The organism is Roseiarcus fermentans (assembly GCF_003315135.1).
GTDB lineage: Bacteria > Pseudomonadota > Alphaproteobacteria > Rhizobiales > Beijerinckiaceae > Roseiarcus > Roseiarcus fermentans.
The window spans coordinates 120,740-135,717 of sequence record NZ_QNRK01000004.1; the positions used below are offsets into that span (position 1 = coordinate 120,740).

The window sequence follows — 14,978 nt, forward strand, 5'->3', positions numbered from 1 at the left end:
TGGGCGCGGCGGCGACGTCGACCGGCACGCGCTCGTCGTCCGCGTCCTCGGGGACCGTGACCCTGACGAACGGCGCCCGCCTTTCGGTCGCCGGGTCCGTCACCGCGCACGGATATATCCATGTCTCGACCGGCTCTTTCACCGTGACGGGCGGGTTGACCGACGAAGGGCACATCGACATCGGCGGTACGGCGCAGGTCGCCAGTCTGTCGGGCCAGTCGATATTCCTGTTCGTCAATTCCGTCGGGAGTTTCGAGGTCGGGACAAAGGGCGGCGCGGCTAAGGGCTCGATCACGGTGGATGCCGGCGCGTCGATCGCGGCGAGCGCCGGGCTGTCGCTGACGGCGACGTCGATCGTCAATGCCGGGACGATCACGGAGACGGGAGGCGCGCTGTCCCTGACCGCGCATTCGATCGTCGTCGACGGGACGATCGCCGAGACTGGCGGCACGCTGTCTCTGCAAGGGACGACCAGCGGTTCCGGGACGATCCGGCTCGGCGCGAAGTCCATCCTCGAAATCGGGACGTCCAGTTCCAACACGCCCTACGCGGTTTCGCCGTCGATCTCCGGCTTTGAGCCGAGCGACGGGATCGTCTTCGACCACCTCGCGTTAACCCGCGCGGCCTACACGTCGAAGGGGGCGACGACGGGGACGCTGAACCTCTATGCCGGCGCGACGCTGGAAGAGACGCTGCTGCTGACTGGCCAGTCCTACGCCGGCTACACCTTCCTCATCTCCCCCACAATATACGGCGGAAGCGAGATCACGCTCAGCAGCGACGCGTTCACGTGGATCGGTTCGACGGGCGGCTCGTGGGGCCTGGCGACGAACTGGCAGGACACGACGACGGGCCAGAACCCGGCGACGACGGTTCCGGTCTTGAAAAACGCGGTGAAGATCGTGGGGGCGACGGGCACAGCCTTCGAGGCGATCGTGGGCGGCGGCGCGGCGGCGAGCGTCGGGCTCACCCAACGGGTCAACCTTGGGGGGACCTACACGTTCGGAGCGCTGACGGTCGGAGCGGAGAATCTGGTTCCGAATGGCTCGGCTGCGTTCGTCTCCGGCAATCTGGCGCTCGGCTCCGGTTCGGCTCTGACTCTGGGCGTGCTCGACCTGCTCGACGGCCAGATGACGGTCGGGGCCGGGGACAGGGTCACGGCCTCGGGCGCGGTGACCATCGGCCAGGCCGCGCAGGCCGGCGTTCCGACCGGGGGTTTGGCGACCGGATCGTCCGCGGCGGTGAGCGGCGCCCTGACGGCGAGCAGCGGAAGCGTCTTCTCGGCTTCGGGCGATCTGTCGGTGGTCGACGGGTCGCTGACCGTCGACGGCGCGGGGAGCGCGGTGAGCGTCGGCGGCAATATGCAACTGGGGGCGGCGGCGACGTCGACCGGCACGCGCTCGTCGTCCGCGTCCTCGGGGACCGTGACCCTGACGAACGGCGCCCGCCTTTCGGTCGCCGGGTCCGTCACCGCGCACGGCTATATCCATGTCTCGACCGGCTCTTTCACCGTGAGGGGCGGGTTGACCGACGAAGGGCACATCGACATCGGCGGTACGGCGCAGGTCGCCAGTCTGTCGGGCCAGTCGATATTCCTGTTCGTCAATCCCGTCGGGAGTTTCGAGGTCGGGACGAAAGGCGGCGCGGCCAAGGGCTCGATCACGGTGGACGCCGGCGCGTCGATCGCGGCGAGCGCCGGGCTGTCGCTGACGGCGACGTCGATCGTGGTCAACGGAACGATCGCCGAAACCGGCGGCACGCTGTCTTTGCAAGGGGCGACCAGCGGTTCCGGGACGATCAAGCTCGGCGCGAAGTCCATCCTCGAAATCGGGACGTCCAGTTCCAACCAGCCCTACGCGGTTTCGCCATCGATCTCCGGCTTTGACGCGAGCGACACGATCGTCGTCGACCACCTCGCGTTGACCAGGGCGGTCTATGCGTCGACGGGGGCGACGACGGGGACGCTGCAACTCTATGCCGGCGCGACGCTGGAAGAGACGCTGCTGCTGACGGGCCAGTCCTACGCCAGCGACACGTTCTTCATCTCCCCGACTGCCAACGGCGGAAGCGAGGTCACTCGCAATGGCGACGCGTTCACGTGGATCGGTTCGACGGGCGGCTCATGGGGCCTGGCGACGAACTGGAAGGACACGACGACGGGCCAGAACCCGGCGACGACGGTTCCGCGCGCCAACAACGCGGTGACGATCGTTGGGGCGACGGGCGCAGCCGTCAAGTCGATCGTGGGCGGCGGCGCGGCGGCGAGCGTCGGGCTCACCAATCAGGTCAGCCTCGTGGGGACTTACCGGTTCGGCGCGCTGACGGTCGGGTCGGAGACCCTGGTCCCGAACGGCGCGGCCAAGTTCACCTCCGGCGTTCTGACGCTCGACTCCGGTTCTCTAAATCTGGGCGCGCTCGACCTGCTCGACGGCCAGATGACGGTCGGGGCCGGGGCCAGCGTCACGGCCTCGGGCGCGGTGACCATCGGCCAGGCCGCGCAGGCCGGCGTTCCGACCGGGGGCTCGACGACCGGATCGTCCGCGGCGGTGAGCGGCGACTTGGACGTGTACGGCGGGGGCGCCTTCACGGCTTCGGGCACTCTGTCCGTCGTCAACGGAGATCTGAGAGTCAGCAGCGACGGGACCACGGTGAGCGTCGGCGGCGCCCTGCAATTGGGCGCGCCCGCCATGGCGGCGACGGCGACGAACGCGCGGTCGTCGTCCGCATCCTCTGGCGGTTTGCTTATGAGCGGCGGCAGCCTTTCGGTCGCCGGGTCGGTTACGGCCTATGGCGGCACGTTTGATCTCCTTGCCGGCTCCAGATTCACTGCGAAGGGCGGTTTGATCGACGATGGGGAAATCGACATAAGTGGTTCGGCGCAGGTCGCCAGCCTGTCGTGCCGATCTGTGGTCGTCGAAGGCGCTGGGAGCCTGGAGGTCGGGACGGAAGGCGGCGCAGCCCAGGCCTCGATCACGGTGGACGCCGGAGCTTCGATCGCGAGCGCCGCCGGGCTGTCCCTGACTGCGAGTTCGATTGTCAATAACGGAACGATCACGGGGACGGGAGGGCTGGTCAGCCTGTCGGCGGCCTCGATCAACAATGCCGGAACGATCACGCAGACCGGAGGCACGCTCGGGCTGTCCCTGACGGCGAGTTCGATCGTCAATGCCGGAACGATCACAGGGACGGGAGGCGCGCTCGACCTGTCGGCGCAGGCGATCCTCGACACCGGGACGATCACGACGTCGCGAGCCTCGCTGCATGGGATTTCGCTGCAAGAGAATTCGTCCCGATCCTACGAGCCGACGATAACGGAGGCGGGAGGCGTGCTGTCCCTGATCGCCGATTCGATCGTCGTCAGCGGGACGATCGCGGAGACCGGCGGCACGCTGCGTCTGGAAGGGACGACCAGCGGTTCCGGAACGATCGCGCTCGGCCCGAAGTCCATCCTCGAAATCGCCCCGGTCTTCGCGGTTTCGACGGCGATCTCCGGCTTTGACCCGAGCGACGCGATCCTCGTCGACCACCTCGCGCTCACCAGGGCCGCCTACACGTCGACCGGGGCGACGACGGGGACGCTGCAACTCTACGCCGGCGCGACGCTGGAAGAGACGCTGCTGCTGACCGGCCAGTCCTACGCCGCAGACACCTTCCACATCGCCCCCGCAACCAACGGCGGAAGCCAGATCACGCTGCTCGCGCCGAACGCATCGCACGCCTCGACCTAGTAGCCCGCCCGCCACGACCCCGGCGGCGCGTCCCACGGCCCCTGCGCCACCGGCGGGCCGGCGTCGTAGACCGGACCCGCGTCGGGGTAGGGCGCGCCGTACGGGCCCGGGTCGACCATCACGTCGGGCCCGGCCGGCGCCGGGCCGGCCTCCGCCGATGGCCCATCCGAAAGCCCCTCCTGCAGCACCACGACCGGCGTCCCGACCGGCGTGCGGGCGTAGAGGTCGATGATGTCGTGGTTGAAGAGGCGGATGCAACCGCTTGATACGGCAGTGCCGATCGTGTCCGGCTCGTTGGTCCCGTGGAGCCGGAAATAGGTGTCGCGGCCGTCGCGGTAGAGATAGAGCGCGCGGGCGCCGAGCGGGTTGCCGATGCCGCCGGCCATGCCGCCCGCATAGGCCCGGTAGCGCGGCATGGTCTCCATCATGGTCCGGGTCGGCGTCCAGCGCGGCCATTCCGCCTTGCGCCCGATGACGGCCGAGCCGCGGAAGTTGAGCGCCTCCTCGCGGCCGACGCCGACCGTGTAGCGCATCGCCATGCCCCCCGGCTCGACCAGGTAGAGTCGCCGGTCGGCGACGTCGACCACGATCGTCCCGGGCCGGTAGGGGCCGGCGAACGGAACCCGCCGGCGCAGCGCGTCCGGGCTGACGGTCGCGGCGTCGAGGCCGGGAATCTCGTGGCCGTCGTCCTCGATCGGGCCGTAGCCGGGAATCGGGCCGGCGGCGGCGAGACCGCCCGCGGGCGCATAGGCGCGCGGCGCGGCGCAGCCGCCCAAAGCCGCGGCCAGGGCCGCCACCGCGGCGCGGCGGTCAAACAGCATGGTCATTCGCCCGACATCCGATTCTCCCCGCGACTCGCCCGCCGGCTCGGTTGCTTGCAAGTCACCAGCCTTGCGGCGGTTTGAAGGCGCGGCCTTCCTCTTCCCGCTTTCCCGTGAGCCGGTTTTCGGCTAGGCACGGCGCCTCGCGTTCAATCGAAATCGCTCGAGGCGGATTGTCATGCATCGCTATCGCACGCACACCTGCGGCGCCCTCGCCATCGCCGAGAGCGGGGAGGCCGTTCGCCTGTCGGGCTGGTGCCACCGCATCCGCGACCACGGCGGCGTGCTGTTCATCGATCTGCGCGACCATTACGGAATCACCCAATGCGTGGTCGATCCGGATTCGCCCGCCTTCAAACAGGCGGAAAAGCTGCGCTCGGAATTCGTGGTCCGGATCGACGGGACGGTGCGCAAGCGTCCCGCGGGCACCGAGAACCGGGACATGGCGACCGGCCTGATCGAGATCTACGTCCGCGACATCGAGGTGCTCGGCCCCGCGGGCGACCTGCCGCTGCCGGTGTTCGGCGACCAGCCGTATCCCGAGGACACCCGCCTGCGCTACCGCTTCCTCGACCTCCGACGCGAAAAGCTGCACGCAAACATCATGCTGCGCGGAAACGTGATCGACTCGCTGCGAGCGCGGATGAAGGGGCAGGGGTTCTTCGAGTTCCAGACGCCGATCCTGACCGCGTCGAGCCCGGAAGGGGCGCGCGACTATCTCGTGCCCTCGCGCATCCATCCGGGAAAATTCTACGCGCTGCCGCAGGCGCCGCAGCAGTTCAAGCAACTGGTGATGGTGGCCGGCTTCGATCGCTATTTCCAGATCGCGCCCTGCTTCCGCGACGAGGACGCGCGCGCCGACCGCTCGCCCGGCGAGTTCTACCAGCTCGACATCGAGATGAGCTTCGTCACCCAGGAGGACGTGTTCGCGGCGGTCGAGCCGGTGTTGCGCGGCGTGTTCGAGGAGTTCGGCGCGGGTAAGCCGGTGACTCAGGCCTTCCCGATGATCCCTTACGCGCAGGCGATGCTGGAATACGGCGTCGACAAGCCGGACCTCCGAAACCCGATCAAGATCGCTGACGTCACGGAGGTTTTCGAACGCGACGACGTCGCCTTCCGCGCCTTCAAGGAAGTCATCAAGGCCGGCGGCGTGGTGCGCGCGATCCCTGCGCCCGGCGCCGCGAAGCAGCCGCGCTCGTTCTTCGACAAGCTCAACGACTGGGCCAAGGGCGAGGGCGCGCCGGGCCTCGGCTACATCATCTTCGAGGGCGAAGGGGACGCTCTGACCGGAAAGGGGCCGATCGCCAAGTTCCTGCCGGCGGAGGCGCAGAAGGCGCTGGTCGCGAAGGCGAAACTCTCGGCCGGCGACGCGGTGTTCTTCGCCTGCGACAAGCCGGACAAGGCCGCCAAACTCGCCGGCGCAGCGCGTATCCGCGTCGGCAACGATCTCGGAATTTGCAAGAAGGACGTGTTCGAGTTCTGCTGGATCGTCGACTTCCCGATGTACGAGTGGAACGAGGAGGAGAAGAAGATCGACTTCTCGCACAACCCGTTCTCGATGCCGCAGGGCGGCCTCGAGGCGCTCGAGACGCAGGACCCGCTGACCATCAAGGCCTACCAGTACGACATCGTCTGCAACGGCGTGGAGCTGTCGTCGGGGGCGATCCGCAACCACCACCCCGACATCATGAAGAAGGCCTTTGAGATTGCGGGCTACCCGGAGGATGTGCTCGTCGAAAAATTCGGCGGGATGTATCGGGCCTTCCAGTGCGGCGCGCCGCCCCACGGCGGCATCGCGCCCGGCGTCGACCGCATCGTGATGCTGCTGGCGGGCGAGGAGAACCTGCGCGAGGTCGTGCTGTTCCCGATGAACCAGCGCGCCGAGGATCTGATGATGGGCGCGCCGGCGCCCGTCACGCCGAAGCAGTTGCGCGAACTGAACATCCGGCTCAACCTGCCGGAGAAGTGAGGGCGCCCATGGCGCGCCGGCCGGCGACGCCCCGGCGGCCGAATCCGGCCGTCGGGCGCGACCGCGCTCAGTTCCCTGCGTCGATCAGCGCCTGGACCTGCTTGTAGAACGCCTCGCGCGCGGCGGGCTCGGGGCCCAGATCGGCGCGCGTCCAGTCGGCGTTGCTGGCGATCACCAGCTTGCGTTTCGGATCGATGAAGATCCCCTGGCCGAAGATCCCCTTCGCGGCGACCGAGCCGTCGTCGTAGGTCCACCACTGGAACCCGTAGCCTTTCCCCGGCTCGCCGATGTCCTTCTGCTTGTGGGTCGCCTGTTCGAACCAGTCGGGAGGCGTGATCGGCTTGCGGCCGACCTGGCCGTTGGCGAGCACGACGAGCCCCATCCGGGCGAAGTCGCGGGTCGCGGCCTGAAGGCAGCAGCCGCCGATCTCGTGGCCAGTGCTGCTGAGCAGCCAGGTCGCCTCCGCCTCCATCCCGCCCGGCCCCCAGATCTTCTCCTGCAGATAGTCGCTCAGCGTCTTGCCGGTCGCCGAGGACACCAGCACGCCGACGAGGTTGGTCTCGCCGGTGTTGTAACGCCACACCGCGCCCGGCGGATGCGCGCGCGGCAACTTGCGCATGTAGCTGACGGTGGCGTCGACCCCGGGATCGGGCTTGGCGTCGTTGAACTGCGCGACGTCGGACTTGGGATCCTCGTAGTCCTCGTTCCACTTCACCCCCGAGCTCATCGTCAGGAGCTGGCGCACGGAGACGTCGTCGTAGGCCGAGCCGCGCAGATCGGGGATGTACTGGCTGACCTTGTCGTCGAGGCTCTTGATGGCGCCGTCCGCGAGCGCCGCGCCGACCAGAGTCGAGGTGAACGACTTGGCGACCGAGAAGCTGGTCCAGCGGCCGGCCGCGTCGAAGCCGAGGCCATAGCGCTCGAACCGGACCTTGCCGTCCTGCACGATCACGAGCCCGGCCGAGCGTTGGCTGGCCATGTAGGCGTCGACGTCCGGGATGGTCAGCGGCTTGCCGGCAGGCAGCGGCGTCGGCTTCGCCGAGGGCGCGATGGCGTGCGCCCTCGCCAGGAACGGCAACCGGTCGAGCGCGCGAAACGCGGCGTCGCGCTGGTCCAGCCGCCAGCTCAACACGTCGGCGTTGGTCGGCAGGACCGCGATCAGGCCGCGCGTCTCCTTGTCGAGCGTGGCGTAGCCGACGCCGGCGGCGAGCGCCACGGCCGCCAGCGCCGCCAATGCGATCGTGCGTTTGCGCATCCCTCCCGCCTTTCCGTCGTTCTCGGCGACTATTGATCAAACAGATAGCGTAACCTTGTGGGCGGCGAGCTTGTGCCGGTTCGCGGTTCCGGGCAACCGAGAACCCGCGGTCTTCCGCGCGCCGGCCCCGCCGGGAGGCGCGCCGCGCAAGGTCTCCCGTCGTCGAGGACGGCGAGCGCCCGACCCAGCGTCCGAGACCGCGCCTCTGTCAGGCCCGGCCGTTCCGCGCCGCCCGAGACGCCCTGTGGAGGGGGCGGCGAGACGCCGCCCCCGGACCCTCACTCGCGCCCCATGCTCTCGCCGGGGCCGGCTTCCGCCAGCGCCTTGCCGACCTCGAGGCCGAGGTCGTCCATCGAGGTCAGCTCGCGGACCGACAGATCTTCGCCCTTCTGCTGGCGCTCGGCCTGTTCGGGCGAGCGGGCGACGTTGACGGTGACCTTGGCCTCGACCTCCGGGTGAAGCTGGATCGGCACGGGATGCAGGCCGAGCGTCTTGATCGGCTGCTGGATCGCGACGTGACTGCGCTGGACGGAATGCCCGGCGGCGGTCAGCGCGTCGGCGATGTCGCGCGCCGACACCGAGCCGTAGAGCTGCCCGGTCTCGCCGGCCTGGCGGATGATCACGACCGTCACGCCGTCGACCCGGGTGGCGGACTCGGCGGCGCTGCGCTTGAGCTCATGGTTGCGCACCTCGAGATCGGCGCGCTGGGCCTCGAACTTCTTCTTGTTCGCGTCGGTCGCACGCAGCGCCTTGCCGCGCGGCAAGAGGAAATTGCGGGCGTAGCCGTCCTTGACCTTGACGATCTCGCCCATGTGGCCGAGCCTGCCGATACGTTCCAACAAAATGACGTCCATGACGATCTCCTATTTCCGCCGGTTTGGTTTCAGGGTGGGAAGGGCGGCGCGCGCGCGCAGCCGCGTGAAGGCGTCGACGACGCCGAGAAGGGCGAGCAGGGGCAGCGTGTATTTCGCCCGCAAGAGACAGCAGGCGTAGAGCGCGATCAGCATCAGCGTCCGGAGCCTCAGGCCGCGCGAGAGCGCGTGGGCGACGGCGAGACCCTGGAAGACGAAGGCCGTGCCGAGCCCGCCGGCGACGACGAGGGCGTATTGCGAGGCGGGCGCCGGCAGGAACCACGCCGCCGCGGCGCAGGCGATCGCGACGAGACCGAGCGGGGCGGGCAGTCCCAGCGACGTCGGCAGGTCGGGCCACGGCCTTTCCAGGCGGTGCGAGAGCTGCACCGAACGGGCGGCCGCATAGAGGTTGACCGACAGCATCAGCAGGGTCGAGCCGGCGATCGCGGCAGGGCCCGCGCGCACCAGTTGGTCCGCGAACGCCTTCGCTTCCGCGCCGTCGGCGAACGCCTCCGCCGCCATCGCGGCGAGGCCCTCCGCCACCGCGCGGGCGCCCTCGGCGTAGCCATGGTACATGACGATGACCGCGGTGAGCGTCGCGGCGGCGCTGATCATGCCCACGATCGCCGCCAGCGTCACGACGGCGCCGACCGAGGGAAACGGCGGAAGGCCGGAAAACCGCGAGGGAACCCAGCGCGCGAGCCGGGTCGCGGCGAAAGCGGCGACGAGCCAGGCGGGCAGGGCGACCGAGGCGGCGTAGAGCATGCCCGACAGGGGCTCGGCGATCACCGTCAGCCCGGCCACCGAGGCCGCCGCCGCGATCGCGCCCGCGTCCAGGCCCCAGCCCATCGTCGCGATCATGATCGGCAGAGGCGCGAGATAGGCGAGCGCCATCGGCAGCGCGTCCGCCCCGGCGATCGAGCTGACCGCGAACAGGAAGGCGGCGGCGCATCCGGCGCCGAGGGCGACGGCGTATTTCTGGATCATGGTCGCTGTCCCGCGGTTGCGGTTAGGAGCCGGAGGGCCGGCCCCAACTGCCGCCGCGCCCGATTTCCGAGAACCGGACGCGGCGGCTGGTCGCTAGCTCAAGGCGCGGTCAGCGGATCACGTAGGGCAGGAGCCCGAGGAACCGGGCGCGCTTGATCGCCTGCGCGAGTTCGCGCTGCTTGGGGGCGCTGACCGCGGTGATGCGCGAGGGCACGATCTTGCCGCGCTCGGAGATGTAGCGCGAGAGCAGGCGCGTGTCCTTGTAGTCGATCTTCGGCGCGTTGGCGCCGGAGAACGGGCACGACTTGCGGCGGCGGAAGAAGGGGCGGCGGGGCGCGGTGGCCATCAGAGTGCTCCAGCGTTCATGTCGTCACGCGGACGGCGCGGCGGGCGGTCGCCGCGATCGCCACGGTCCCGGTCGCCGCGGTCGGGCCGGTCGCCGCGCGGCCCCCGCGGGCCGCGGTCGTCGCGGTCGGATTCCTCGCGCTTGCGCAGCATGGCGGACGGACCGGCCTCGAGCTCGTCGACCCGGATGGTCAGATAGCGGATGACGTCCTCGTTGATGCTGAGCGTGCGCTCGACTTCGACGATCGCCGCCGAAGGCGCCGAGATGTTCAGAAGGACGAAATGCGCCTTGCGGTTCTTCTTGATCCGATAGGCGAGCGACTTCAGCCCCCAGGGCTCCACCTTGGTGATCGCGCCGCCGAGCGAGGCGATTTTCGTCTTGATCTGTTCCGTCAGCGCTTCGACCTGCTGCGGCGTGACGTCCTGGCGCGCCAGGAAAATGTGCTCGTAAAGAGCCATATCGTGCCTTTCTTGCGTCTCAGTCGCGTCCCGCGCGGAGCCCTCCGAGCCCGGGAAAGGCTCGAACCGGATCATTCGAAGGCGGGAACACGGGAAGCCGGGCCTTCAAAGCCCTGCCGCGCGAGGGAACGCGCGACCTTCCGTTCAGCCCCCGGCGGGACGAAACAAGGCGCGTCCCATACACGCGGGCCGTCCGCGACGCAAGGCGGATTCGACCGGGGACGAGGCGCGCATGCGCGGGAACAAGCCATCGAAGGGCGCGTTGGGCGCGCGTGGGCGCTCGACCGCCCGACCCGCAGGAGACTGAACCCATGGGCCTGTTCACCAAAGACATCGAGACCATCGACGACCTGTTCGCCCATCAGCTGCAGGATATCTACTACGCAGAGAAAAGAATCGTCGCGGCGCTTCCGGAGATGATCCAGAAGTCGACGACGCCCGAGTTGCGCGAGGCGTTCGAATCGCATCTTCAGGAGACGAAGAATCAGATCCTCCGGCTGGAAGAGGTCTTCCGGCTGAACGGAACCGAGCCGAAGGCCGTGGACTGCCCGGCGATCGACGGCATCATCGAGGAGGCCGACGAGGTCGCCGGCGAGGTGGCCGACAAGGCCGTGCTCGACGCCGCCCTGCTCGCGGCCGGCCAGTCGGTGGAGCATTACGAGATCGCCCGCTACGGGACGCTGATCGCCTGGGCGAAGGAGCTCGGAAAGGACGACTGCGCGAGTCTGCTGGCGGAGACCCTGACGGAAGAGGTGGCGGCCGACAAGAAGCTGACCGCGATCGCCGAGCAGGGCGTCAACCGCGCCGCCGCCTGAGGGTGAAAACGGCGAACGGAAGGGGCGGCCGGACCGAGGCCGCCCTTTTTTCCAAGCAAAGTCAAAAAACTAGATCCAGCTCTTGAACCAGAGTCGCGCGGCCAGGGACGCCGGCGTGACGCCGATGCCGCCGGCGTACACCGGCAGAAAGAAGGCGAACGCCGCCGCCGCCCCGATGAGAACCGCCGCCGCGACCACGCGGCGTCGCCGGTCCTCTCCCTGGAAGATCCCGAGCGCCAGCGCCGGGCCGAAGGCGAGGGTCGCGGGAAAGTAATAGTAGAAGAACTCGAGCCCCTTGGGATCGAGCGCCCACGGCAGGAACTGGGAGAAGAACGCCACCGTCACGATCAGGCCGTCGCGGTCGCGAAATCGCAGCCAGCGCGTCAACGCCAGCACGACGGCGGCCTCGCCGAGGACCAGGACGACCGGATTGACGAGGGCGACGATCGCCGACGCCGGCGCGTCCGGACCCCAGTTCGGCCCGCGCAGCGCAAAGCTGTACCAGACCGGCCGGCCCATCCAGAGCCAGGTGAACCAGCGGCTCGCGTAAGGGTGCGACGGAGACGAACCGCTCATGATGTCGCGCATGCGTTCGTGGGACGCGACAAATTCATAAAGATCGCCGGCGCGCACGATCTGCGGCAGATAGGCGACGAAATACGCAGCCAGCGGAACCGCGATGAAGGCTGCGACCGCGACCGACGGCGACATTCCGGGCCAGGCCGCCTCGGAAAAGAAGTCCGACGGCTTCGGGTCTGAGAATCGGACCCCCCATGTCCGCAAGAGGCCGATGAGGAGGTAGACGGAGGCGAGCCCGAACAGCAGAAAGAAGCCCGACCACTTGCAGGCGCCGGCGAGGCCGAGGCTCACGCCCATCGCGAGCGCGAAGGCGATCGACCGGCTGCGGCTCGTCGCCTTGATGCTGAAGGTGAAGAACGCGAGCGCCAGCGCGCAGAACGCCATGAGAAAGATGTCGAGCGTGGCGATGCGCGCCTGAACGAAGACGGCGCCGGCGAAAAACGTCAGGGCCGCCGCCCAGAGCGCGCGCCCGATCTTTCCGGTGAGCCCGAATCCCCAGAAGAAGACGGCCGTGACGGTCGCGGCGCCGAAGGCCGCGCTCATTGCGCGCCATCCCGTCGGATTGTCGCCGGCGAGCCACATGCCCAAGGCGATCAGGAGCTTGCCGAGCGGGGGATGCTCCTGATGCCCCATCGCCGCGCCAGCCAGCCAATCGCGCGCCGTCGGGACGTACCATGTCTCGTCGAACGTCAGGGTCGCCGGGTCGCCGATATCCGGGAGGAACGCCGCCAGCGAGAGAAGGAACACCGCGGCGGCCGCCGCCGCGAGCCGTTTCCATTGCGTCAATTTCATATCGGGCTGCGACCGCTTTCGCCGAGGGAACCGGGTTCTACACGCAGACCGACGGGTCGGCCACCGCGCCCCCGATTCGCCGGGAAGGCCCGGATCCGGCTCGAAGAACCCTGTCGTCACACCGTCGCGCAGTCGCTTGCGTCAGCGTTCGTTCCCCTCTACAGGTGAGCCATGAGCTTAAGTCGGCCGTTGACGTGCGAATCGGAGCGGGGAAGCGCTCGAGGCGAGCGGACAACGAGCGAAGGCGATTCCTCGGGGCGCGGCGGCGGCGCTCCGCGACCCCTTCGGCCGAAAACCGCAGCTGCCGGGTCGACCTTCGCGCCGACGGGGAAGGCCCCGCGCATCGAGTTGGCCGCTGAGGGAAGGCGGCGTTCGGCGCGTGCTTGGTTTTAGGGGAAGAGCGTGAAAAGACTGGCAATAGCGATCGCCGTGCTCTGGGCGGCCGTAGTGGGCGCGCACGCGGAAGTGAAAGGCACGATGGGCTTTGCCGACATCGGCAAGCCGCTGGCCGACGGCTCGCCGAACGGCAACATCAACACCGCCACGACATTCACGATCGGTGAACTGTACTCGACGACGTCGGGAACAGGCTTTCTCACCGGCATGCCCCACCAGAACCTCGGCTCCGTCACGTTCTCGACGACCTCGGGAACCAGCATGACATTCGGCAACAGCGTCTTCGGGACATTTTCCAGTCTGGATATCTATCGAGCGGCGGACGAGACCCCCGGTCACGTCGGGTTTTACGTTCTTGGATTGTGGTCTCCCGGCTCCTACGGCGGCATCCCCGCCGGCTCTTACGACGCGAGCTTCACGGTCTCGTTCAACCAGAATCCGCCCAGCACGGGGTCGATCGCCGATTCGGGAACGTTCTCGATTCCACCGGCGATTCCGACCCCGACGCCCACCCCGACCCCGACGCCCACCCCGACCCCCACGCCGACCCCGACGCCGACCCCCACGCCGACGCCGACCCCCACGCCGACTCCGACTCCCGCCCCGACGTCCCCGCCGCTCCCGAGTTTTCGCCCCGAGGTTCCGGTGTATGTGGCCATGCCGGAGCTTGCCAACATCGTCGGCTTCGCCATGATCGACAACTTCGATCAGCGCATGCTCGGCGCCCAGGAGCCGCCGTCCGCCGAGCCCTCGCCCACGCTCTGCCTGCCGACCAAGAAATCCGACGCGACCGTCGCGTTGCCGACCAGGAAGCCGCCCGTGAATTGCGTCTCCCCGGCGGAGTTCGACGCCGCCAGACGGGAAGCGATGGAGCGGCAGATGGAAGCCGTGCGCAAGCGCTTGTTCTGGGCTCGGGCGATCGGCCTCGCCGGCGATCAGAAGCAGGGCCCGGTCGGGTATTCCTCGAGCAATCCGTTCCTCAACGGCCAGGGTCCCAACTTCAGCTATGCGCTCGGCGGGTTCGAGGCCGGAATGACGCCCTGGTCGAATGTCGCGCGTGACGGATCGGTCGACAGCGCCGGCGGCTACGTCGGCTATTCCATCGCCAACGCCAGCGTGAACTCGGTTTACACGGGGTCGAAGGCCGGCGACGTCTCGATCGACGCCTATTCGCTCGGCGCCTACTGGACCCATGTCGGCGCCCAGGGCTGGTATGTCGACGCCGTCCTGCAAGGGACCTGGTATGGACAGGTGCAGGGCTCGGCCTTCACCGGCCTCAGCGTCGGCGGCGCCGGGTTCGCGGCTTCCGTCACCGGCGGGCAGCCGCTGCGCTGGGGGCCCTCCTGGCTGATCGAACCCCAGGCCCAGTTGATCTATCAGGGCGTGCAGCTCGGGTCGGGGACAGACCTGTTTGGAACGACGAGTTTCGAACGGACGAACGACCTGCGGGGTCGGCTCGGGATCAAGGCGTCCTATCTGCCATGGAGAGGCGGGGAGCTGGCCGCGTACGCGGTGACGCTGTGGGCGCGCGCGAGCGTCTGGCACGACTTCGTCCTGAACGCTCCCGCGGCGACTTTCCTGGACTTCGGCGCCTACAATCCGGTCACCATCGACGGCGCGCTCCAGGGGACCTGGGGCGAACTCGATCTCGGCGCGGACGCCAACGTCAGCCCAACGGTGAATCTCGCCGCCTCCGTCTTCCTGTATCGATCGATAGACGGCGCCTCCTCGTCGGCGATCGGCGGGCGTCTGAGCGCCAAAGTCGAGTTCTGACCGGCGGGGCAGGGCCGGCGCCGCGACCGACGGAACACGATCGCCGGGAGCGCATGCGCGACCGCCGCCCTTCGGAGGTCCGCGTTTCCCGGTCTCGGCCCGGATCGCGCAGTTCAAATAAAGCGATATTCGATCGTTAGTATAAAATATCGACACGGGTCGATCGATAAAGGCCTTCATCAAGACGGGGCGCGGACCCGCAAGAGTC

At 68.6% G+C, this 14,978-nt stretch carries 11 protein-coding genes; 4 read left to right on the top strand and 7 right to left on the bottom strand.

Translation table 11 applies throughout. From position 1 onward, the window contains the following. Positions 1 to 155 precede the first annotated feature (155 nt). A complete protein-coding gene (locus tag DFR50_RS31890) occupies positions 156 to 3,728 on the top strand; it encodes a beta strand repeat-containing protein (RefSeq protein WP_210208809.1) in 3,573 nt (1,190 codons plus the stop codon). On the opposite strand, the gene DFR50_RS04825 is transcribed toward DFR50_RS31890, so the two are convergent. Next, positions 3,725 to 4,555: a L,D-transpeptidase gene (locus DFR50_RS04825; RefSeq protein ID WP_342634529.1), complete on the bottom strand. Its 831-nt coding sequence runs from the start codon at positions 4,553 to 4,555 to the stop codon at positions 3,725 to 3,727. The genes DFR50_RS31890 and DFR50_RS04825 overlap by 4 nt on opposite strands. A 172-nt stretch (positions 4,556 to 4,727) precedes the next feature. Here DFR50_RS04825 and aspS point away from each other — a divergent pair, with 172 nt between their 5' ends. Continuing rightward, the gene (aspS, locus tag DFR50_RS04830; RefSeq protein ID WP_113888070.1) at positions 4,728 to 6,518 is read left to right on the top strand and encodes an aspartate--tRNA ligase; all 1,791 of its coding nucleotides are present in this window, start codon (positions 4,728 to 4,730) and stop codon (positions 6,516 to 6,518) included. Between the two features lie 67 nt (positions 6,519 to 6,585). Here aspS and DFR50_RS04835 read toward each other — a convergent pair whose 3' ends face one another. From DFR50_RS04835 to rpsF, 5 genes are all read right to left on the bottom strand, one after another. Beyond that, positions 6,586 to 7,773 (bottom strand): serine hydrolase domain-containing protein, encoded by a 1,188-nt coding sequence (locus DFR50_RS04835; protein WP_113888071.1) that lies wholly within the window; start codon positions 7,771 to 7,773, stop codon positions 6,586 to 6,588. A gap of 278 nt (positions 7,774 to 8,051) precedes the next feature. Continuing rightward, positions 8,052 to 8,627: a 50S ribosomal protein L9 gene (gene rplI / locus DFR50_RS04840; protein ID WP_113888072.1), complete on the bottom strand. Its 576-nt coding sequence runs from the start codon at positions 8,625 to 8,627 to the stop codon at positions 8,052 to 8,054. A 9-nt stretch (positions 8,628 to 8,636) separates the two neighbouring features. Further along, the gene (locus tag DFR50_RS04845) at positions 8,637 to 9,611 is read right to left on the bottom strand and encodes a DUF2232 domain-containing protein (protein ID WP_113888073.1); all 975 of its coding nucleotides are present in this window, start codon (positions 9,609 to 9,611) and stop codon (positions 8,637 to 8,639) included. A gap of 109 nt (positions 9,612 to 9,720) precedes the next feature. Then, positions 9,721 to 9,957, bottom strand: coding sequence for a 30S ribosomal protein S18 (gene rpsR, locus DFR50_RS04850; protein WP_113888074.1), 237 nt, complete (start codon positions 9,955 to 9,957; stop codon positions 9,721 to 9,723). Further along, positions 9,957 to 10,415, bottom strand: a complete 459-nt coding sequence (gene rpsF / locus DFR50_RS04855) for a 30S ribosomal protein S6 (protein ID WP_113888075.1) — start codon at positions 10,413 to 10,415, stop codon at positions 9,957 to 9,959. The genes rpsR and rpsF overlap by 1 nt, the downstream gene beginning before the upstream one ends. A 311-nt stretch (positions 10,416 to 10,726) precedes the next feature. On the opposite strand from rpsF, the gene DFR50_RS04860 reads away from it, so the two are divergent. Further along, the gene (locus tag DFR50_RS04860; protein WP_113888076.1) at positions 10,727 to 11,230 is read left to right on the top strand and encodes a YciE/YciF ferroxidase family protein; all 504 of its coding nucleotides are present in this window, start codon (positions 10,727 to 10,729) and stop codon (positions 11,228 to 11,230) included. Between the two features lie 69 nt (positions 11,231 to 11,299). Here the strand turns inward: DFR50_RS04860 and DFR50_RS04865 are convergent, their stop codons facing one another. After that, positions 11,300 to 12,601 carry a phospholipid carrier-dependent glycosyltransferase gene (locus DFR50_RS04865; protein ID WP_113888077.1) on the bottom strand — a complete coding sequence of 434 codons (1,302 nt, stop codon included), beginning with the start codon at positions 12,599 to 12,601 and terminating at the stop codon, positions 11,300 to 11,302. A 402-nt stretch (positions 12,602 to 13,003) separates the two neighbouring features. Here DFR50_RS04865 and DFR50_RS31215 point away from each other — a divergent pair, with 402 nt between their 5' ends. Continuing rightward, on the top strand, positions 13,004 to 14,770 hold the full coding sequence (locus DFR50_RS31215) for an autotransporter domain-containing protein (RefSeq protein WP_147262654.1): 1,767 nt from the start codon (positions 13,004 to 13,006) through the stop codon (positions 14,768 to 14,770). Positions 14,771 to 14,978 lie beyond the last annotated feature (208 nt).